At 73.4% G+C, this 6,664-nt stretch carries 7 protein-coding genes; 3 read left to right on the forward strand and 4 right to left on the reverse strand.

From position 1 onward, the window contains the following. From NCC78_RS25635 to NCC78_RS25645, 3 genes are all read left to right on the forward strand, one after another. Window positions 1-559: methyltransferase (locus NCC78_RS25635; protein ID WP_250797647.1), on the forward strand; the 559-nt coding region annotated here is incomplete at its 5' end. Then, on the forward strand, window positions 556-3,081 hold the full coding sequence (locus NCC78_RS25640) for a polynucleotide kinase-phosphatase (RefSeq protein ID WP_250797649.1): 2,526 nt from the start codon (window positions 556-558) through the stop codon (window positions 3,079-3,081). The genes NCC78_RS25635 and NCC78_RS25640, both read left to right, overlap by 4 nt. Before the next feature lie 106 nt (window positions 3,082-3,187). Further along, entirely contained in the window at window positions 3,188-3,901 is a 714-nt protein-coding gene (locus NCC78_RS25645; RefSeq protein ID WP_250797650.1) for a DedA family protein, read from the forward strand. Between the two features lie 64 nt (window positions 3,902-3,965). Here the strand turns inward: NCC78_RS25645 and NCC78_RS25650 are convergent, their stop codons facing one another. From NCC78_RS25650 to NCC78_RS25665, 4 genes are all read right to left on the reverse strand, one after another. Beyond that, the gene (locus tag NCC78_RS25650) at window positions 3,966-4,343 is read right to left on the reverse strand and encodes an ArsR/SmtB family transcription factor (RefSeq protein ID WP_120729245.1); all 378 of its coding nucleotides are present in this window, start codon (window positions 4,341-4,343) and stop codon (window positions 3,966-3,968) included. 57 nt (window positions 4,344-4,400) lie between these two features. Continuing rightward, window positions 4,401-4,940 carry an orotate phosphoribosyltransferase gene (gene pyrE / locus NCC78_RS25655; protein ID WP_250797657.1) on the reverse strand — a complete coding sequence of 180 codons (540 nt, stop codon included), beginning with the start codon at window positions 4,938-4,940 and terminating at the stop codon, window positions 4,401-4,403. Between the two features lie 168 nt (window positions 4,941-5,108). Next, the gene (locus tag NCC78_RS25660) at window positions 5,109-5,918 is read right to left on the reverse strand and encodes an SDR family NAD(P)-dependent oxidoreductase (RefSeq protein WP_250797651.1); all 810 of its coding nucleotides are present in this window, start codon (window positions 5,916-5,918) and stop codon (window positions 5,109-5,111) included. 9 nt (window positions 5,919-5,927) lie between these two features. Continuing rightward, window positions 5,928-6,581 (reverse strand): hypothetical protein, encoded by a 654-nt coding sequence (locus NCC78_RS25665; protein ID WP_250797652.1) that lies wholly within the window; start codon window positions 6,579-6,581, stop codon window positions 5,928-5,930. Window positions 6,582-6,664 lie beyond the last annotated feature (83 nt).

Here is a 6,664-nt window from a genome sequence, read left to right on the forward strand (position 1 = left end):
CTGCGGCGGCGGCGCGCTGCTCGCCGCGCTGGTGAGCGACCGCCGGTTCACCGAGATCGTCGGCACCGACGTCTCCGCGCACGCACTGACATTGGCGGCCCGGCGGCTGCGGCTGGACCGGCTGCCGGAGCGGCAGCGCGACCGGATCAAGCTCTGGCAGTCCGCGCTGACCTACCGCGACGACCGGCTGCGCGGGTACGACGCGGCGGTGCTGATGGAGGTGATCGAGCACGTCGACGAGGCCCGGCTGCCGGCGCTGGAGGACGCCGTCCTCGGCCACGCCCGGCCGGGCACCGTCGTGGTGACCACGCCGAACGCCGAGTACAACGTCCGCTACGAGGGGCTGCCCGCCGGGAGGTTCCGGCACGCCGACCACCGGTTCGAGTGGACCCGCGCCGAGTTCGCCGCCTGGGTGGACCGGGTGTCGGCCACGTACGGCTACACCGCGGTCGTCCACGGGGTCGGCGACGACGACCCCGAGGTGGGCGCCCCCACCCAGCTGGCCGTGCTCACCGCCGCCGGCCAGCCGGCCGCCGACACCCGGGAGGAGAACCGGTGACCACCCTCGACATTCCCGAGCTGGCCCTGGTGGCGCTGGTCGGCATCTCCGGTTCCGGCAAGTCCACCTTCGCCCGGCGGCACTTCGCCCCGACCCAGGTGCTCTCCTCGGACGCCTTCCGCGCGATGGTGGCCGACGACGAGAACGACCAGTCCGCCTCCGCCGAGGCGTTCGACGTGCTGCACTACGTCGCCGGGAAGCGGCTGCGCGCCGGCCGGCTCACCGTGGTCGACGCCACCAACCTCCAGCCGCACGCCCGCGCCGCGCTGGTGCGGGTGGCGCGGGAGCACGACGTGCTGCCGGTGGCCATCGTGCTGGACGTGCCGGAGGCACTGGCCTGGGAGCGCACCGAGGGCCGCGCGGACCGCACCCTCGGCCGCCCGGTGCTCACCCGGATGCGGCGGGACCTGCGCCGCACGTACGGGCAGCTGGCCCGGGAGGGCTTCCGCAAGGTGCACGTGCTGCGCGGCGTCGAGGAGATCGACGCCGCCGAGATCCGCTACGAGAAGCTCTTCAACGACCGCCGGGAGCTGACCGGACCGTTCGACATCGTCGGCGACGTGCACGGCTGCCGTGCCGAGCTGGAGACGCTGCTCGCCCGGCTCGGCTGGGTGCTGCGCCGCGACGACGCGGGTCGGCCGGTGGACGCGACGCACCCGTCGGGGCGTACCGCCGTCTTCGTCGGTGACCTGGTGGACCGCGGCCCGGACTCCCCCGGGGTGCTGCGCCTGGTGATGGGCATGGTCGCCGCCGGGCACGCGATCTGCGTGCCCGGCAACCACGAGCAGAAGCTGCTGCGGCGGCTGCGCGGCCGGGACGTGCGGCTCACCCACGGCCTGGCCGAGACGATGGCGCAGCTGGCGGCGGAGCCGGACAGCTTCGTCGCGGAGGTGGCGACCTTCGTCGACGGCCTGGTCAGCCACTACGTGCTGGACGGTGGCCGGCTGGTGGTGGCGCACGCCGGGCTGAAGGAGGAGTACCAGGGCCGCGCCTCCGGCCGGGTGCGCGCTTTCGCGCTCTTCGGGGAGACCACCGGGGAGACCGACGAGTACGGCCTGCCGGTGCGCTACCCGTGGGCGCGGGAGTACCGCGGCTCGGCGATGGTGGTCTACGGGCACACGCCCACCCCGGAGCCGGAGTGGGTGAACAACACCATCTGCGTCGACACCGGCTGCGTCTTCGGCGGCCGGCTGACCGCGCTGCTCTACCCGGAGAAGGAGCTGGTCGCGGTGCCGGCGGAGCGGGAGTGGTACGCCCCCGCCCGGCCGCTGACCGCCGCGCCGACCCGGCCGGATGAGGTGCTGGAGCTGACCGACGTGACCGGCCGGCGGCACATCGAGCACGCGTACGGGTCGCTGACCGTGCCGGCGGAGAACGCCGCGGCGGCGCTGGAGGTGATGAGCCGGTTCGCGGTCGACCCGCGCTGGCTGGCCTGGCTGCCGCCGACCATGGCGCCCTGCTCCACGTCCAAGGTGGAGGGGTTCCTGGAGCACCCGGCACAGGCGTTCGCCGACTACCGGGCGGCGGGCGTGGACCGGGTGGTCTGCGAGGAGAAGCACATGGGCTCGCGGGCGGTGGTGCTCATCTGCCGGGAGCCGGACGGCGGCGCGTACGGCCCGGGCGGCGGGGTGGTGCACACCCGCACCGGCCGGCCGTTCTTCGGCGAGCCGCTGGACACCGCGCTGCTCGATCGGGTGCGGGCGGCGGTCGGCGCGGCCGGGCTCTGGGAGGAGCTGGACACCGACCGGCTGCTGCTCGACTGCGAGCTGCTGCCCTGGTCGGCGAAGGCGGGCGGCCTGATCCGCGAGCAGTACGCCGGGGTGGGCGCCGCCGGCCGGGACGCGCTCCCGGCGGCGCTGGCCGCGCTGGACGCCGCAGCCGGCCGGGGCCTGCCGCTGGGCGAGCTGCGCGACCGGATGGCCCGCCGCCGCGACGAGGTGCTGGCCTACTCGGACGCCTACCGGGCGTACGTGGGGCCGACCGAGGGGCTGCGCGGGGTGACCCTGGCCCCGTTCGCGGTGCTCGCCGGGTCGACGGTCAGCTACGCCGACCGGGACCACGGGTGGCACCTGGCGCTGGCCGACCGGCTCTGCGCGGCCGACCCGGAGTTCTTCACCCCGATCCGGCGGCAGGTGGTCGACCTCGCCGACCCCGACGCGGAGCGGGCGGCGACCGACTGGTGGCTGGCGCTGACCGCCGGCGGCGGCGAGGGCATGGTGGTCAAGCCGTACGCGGGCCCGGCCGCCCGCAACCAGCGGGGTTCGCTGCTCCAGCCGGGGATCAAGTGCCGGGGTCGGGAGTACCTGCGGATCATCTACGGTCCCGGGTACACCGAGCCCGAGCAGCTCACCGCGCTGCGCCACCGGTCGCTGGGGCGCAAGCGGGGGCTGGCGCTGCGGGAGCACGGGCTGGGGCTGGCGGCGCTGGACGCGCTGGTCGCCGGGGCGCCGCTGTGGCGCCGGCACGAGCTGGTCTTCGCCATCCTGGCCTGCGAGTCGGAGCCGGTGGACCCCCGGCTGTAGGAGGGGTGTCCGGGGCGGGTGTGACGTCGAGCACGGGGCGGGTCGGCGGCCACCTAGACTACGGACGTTCCGCCCACCCTGACCGGCAGCCATCGGAGGTCACCTCGTGCCGACGCCCACCACCACCCTGGCCCTGGGCCCGAGTTGGCTCGATCCAGAGGTGTTGATCTCGACGTTCGGGCTGCTCGGCATCCTGGTCATCGTCTTCGCCGAGTCCGGCCTGCTGATCGGGTTCTTCCTGCCGGGTGACTCGCTGCTGTTCACGGCGGGCCTGCTCACCGCCGACGGCAAGTACGTCACCTACCCGCTCTGGCTGGTCTGCCTGCTGATCACCGTCGCGGCGATCGCCGGCGACCAGGTCGGGTACGCGTTCGGCCGCAAGGTCGGCCCGGCGCTGTTCCGCCGGCCCAACTCTAGGCTGTTCAAGCAGGAGAACGTGCTCAAGGCGCACGACTTCTTCGAGAAGTACGGCGCGCGGTCCATCGTGCTGGCCCGCTTCGTGCCGATCGTTCGGACGTTCACGCCGATCGTGGCCGGGGTCAGCCGGATGAACTACCGCACCTTCGTCGTCTACAACGTGATCGGCGGCGTGCTCTGGGGCACCGGCGTGACGGTGCTCGGCTACTTCCTCGGCCAGATCCCGTTCGTCAAGGCGAACATCGAGGTGATCCTGCTCGGGATCGTGGGCCTCTCGGTGATCCCGATCGCGGTCGAGCTGCTGCGGGCCCGCCTGGCGGCCAAGCGCGGCACCACCGCTCAGGAGCTGGCCGCCGCCGAGGAGGCGATCCGGGAGACCCGGGAGCACTACGGCAAGCACTGACCGACGACCAACCGGCCGTCCGGCGCCGTCCCTGGTCGGGGAGGGCACCGGACGACCGGTACGGTCAGCGAGCCTTCTTGGTGGCGCGCTTGCGCGGCGGGGTCAGCAGATCGGCGATCGTGGCGATCGCCGACGGCACCAGCCGGTAGTAGGCCCAGACACCGCGCTTCTCCCGCTCCAGCAAGCCGGCCTCGGTGAGGATGCGCAGGTGGTGACTGACCGTCGGCTGCGAGAGGCCGAGGGGTGCGGTCAGGTCACAGACGCACGCCTCGCCCTCAGGAGCCGACTGGATCAGGCTGAGCAGCCGGAGCCGGGCAGGGTCGGCGAGGGCCTTGAGGACCCCGGCGAGACGCTCGGCATCGGCACGTTCGATCGGCTCACCGGCAAGCGGCGAGATCTGAGGCATAGTCATTTCGGCCAACGCAGTTCCCACGAAATCCATCCTTCCACCAGCAGCATCGATCCGCCTGCATATCAGCAGATCCGAATCGGCAAACTTTTACGCCACAAGGCCGAGGTCAGCCAACGTATAGGCCGCCCGATACGGCAGTCCGGCGGCTCGCACCGCGTCGCCGGCGCCTCGATCAACAATAACCGCCACACCCACGACCACGGCCCCGGCCTCACGAAGCGCCTCGACCGCCGTCAACACACTTCCCCCGGTGGTGGAGGTGTCCTCCACCGCCAGCACCCGCCGTCCCGCCACGTCCGGTCCTTCGATCCGACGCTGCAGGCCGTGCGCCTTGCCCGCCTTCCGGACCACGAACGCGTCCAGCGGGCGGTCGGTCGTCGACGCCGCGTGCAGCATCGACAGGGCCACCGGGTCGGCGCCGAGGGTCAGCCCGCCCACCGCGTCGTACTCCCAGTCGGCGGTGAGGTCCCGCATCACCCGGCCGACCAACGGGGCGGCCTGGTGATGGAGCGTGACGCGCCGCAGATCGACGTACCAGTCCGCTTCGCGCCCCGAGGAGAGTACGACCCGTCCATGGACCACGGCCAGGTCGGTAATGAATTTACGCAGGTCGTCGTGGTCCCCCATGGCGATAGAGGGTACTGCGCAAGTCTGGGAGCCGCGTGCGGGGTCCACCCGGATCACCCGGCGGGCGACCGATGATCGGCTATGTCCGGCTACGGTGAGCGACCGTACAGCCCGCGCGGCGGGTGAGGGGACCGGATCCGGGGAGACCGCACCGGCCCGGTGCGACGGTCAGCCGTTGTCGCGGCCGATGCGGCCCCGGGTGTCCCGCGAGACCGCCTCCAGCAGCCGGCGCGGCGCGTGCCGCAGACCGGCGACCGCGAGCTTGTACTTCCACGCCGGAATGCTCACCAGCTTGCCTTTCCGCAGGTCGCGCAGGGCCTCGTCGACCACGTCCTCGGCCCGCAGCCACATCCACTCCGGGGTCTTCGACATGTTGATGCCGGCCCGCTCGTGGAACTCGGTGCGCGTGTAGCCGGGGCAGAGCGCCATCACGCGCACCCCGAACGGACGCGCGGACTGACCGACGGACTCGCTGAAGTTCGTCACCCACGCCTTGCTGGCGGAGTACGTCGAACCGGGCATGACCGCACCGAAACCCGCAACCGAAGAGACATTTATCACTGCCCCGTGTCGGCGCTCGGTCATCGGTCGCAGCGCCGCGAGGGTCAGCCGCAGCACCGCGTGCACGTTCAGCCGGAGCAGCCGGGCCTCGTCCTCTGCGGACGACCGCAGGAACGGGGTGTTGAGGCTGATCCCGGCGTTGTTGACGAGCAGCTCGACCGGCGTGCCCTCGGCCAGCCGCCGCTCCACCGCCGCGCAACCGTCGTCGGTGGACAGGTCGGCCGGGATCGTCTCGACCTCCCGGCCGTGCCGCCCGCCCAGCTCGGCCGCCATGTCGGCCAGCCGGGCGGCGTCCCGGGCGACCAGCACCAGGTGCCAGCCGTCGGCGGCCAGCCGACGGGCGAACGCGGCGCCGATGCCGGCGGTCGCCCCCGTGACCAGTGCCCGTCGCTCGGTGGTCGGCTGGTCGAGCGTCACGGGCGGTCCTCACCTCGGCGGGTACGGGGGCGCGGGCGGCTGGTACGGGACGAACGGCGGTGCCGGCGGCTGGTGCGGGGCGGGTGGCGTGCCCGGGGGACGCCGCCGGAACCAGGCGTTCGCCGCCGGCAGCGCCAGCAGCATGGCTACCACAAGGTAACCGAGCACCTGGCCGACCGAAAGTCCCGCGTTGAGCGGGATCCACCAGCTCGGGTAGGCGTCGCCGACGAGGCCGAGCAGTTCCGCGGTGCCCCGGTCGTCCGCGCCCAGCCGCAACGGGGTGGCGCGCTGGCCGAGCAGCACCGCCAGACCGCAGCAGCCGAAGAGCAGCCCCAGCCCGCTGACCACCCAGGTCGCCACCCGGGCGCCGGAGCGGCCGGCACGCAGGCCGAGGGCGAGACCGGCGAGCAGCAGGCCCCCCAGCAGCCCCAGCACGGCGGAGAGCACGGTGGACACGCGCAGCAGGGTGACCACGCCGTCGATGTCGTCCGGACGGGCCGAGGTGCCCCCGGCCGCGGCCCGCAACTCCGCCACGGTGCCGCCGAGGGTGAGCGGGCCGGCGGCGGCGTACGCGAGGCTCGCGACCGCCATCAGCGCCAGCACCGCCGTGGCCAGCGTGACCGCGGCCGGGCGGCGGGCCGGTGCCTGGTCGGGGTACGACACGACGAGTCCCTCCGGTAGACGTCGGGTTGCAACCTACTCGGAGGGACCGTCGGCGTCGCCGTTATCGGCGCGTCAACTCACCG

It is taken from the genome of Micromonospora phytophila, assembly GCF_023656545.1.
GTDB lineage: Bacteria > Actinomycetota > Actinomycetes > Mycobacteriales > Micromonosporaceae > Micromonospora > Micromonospora phytophila.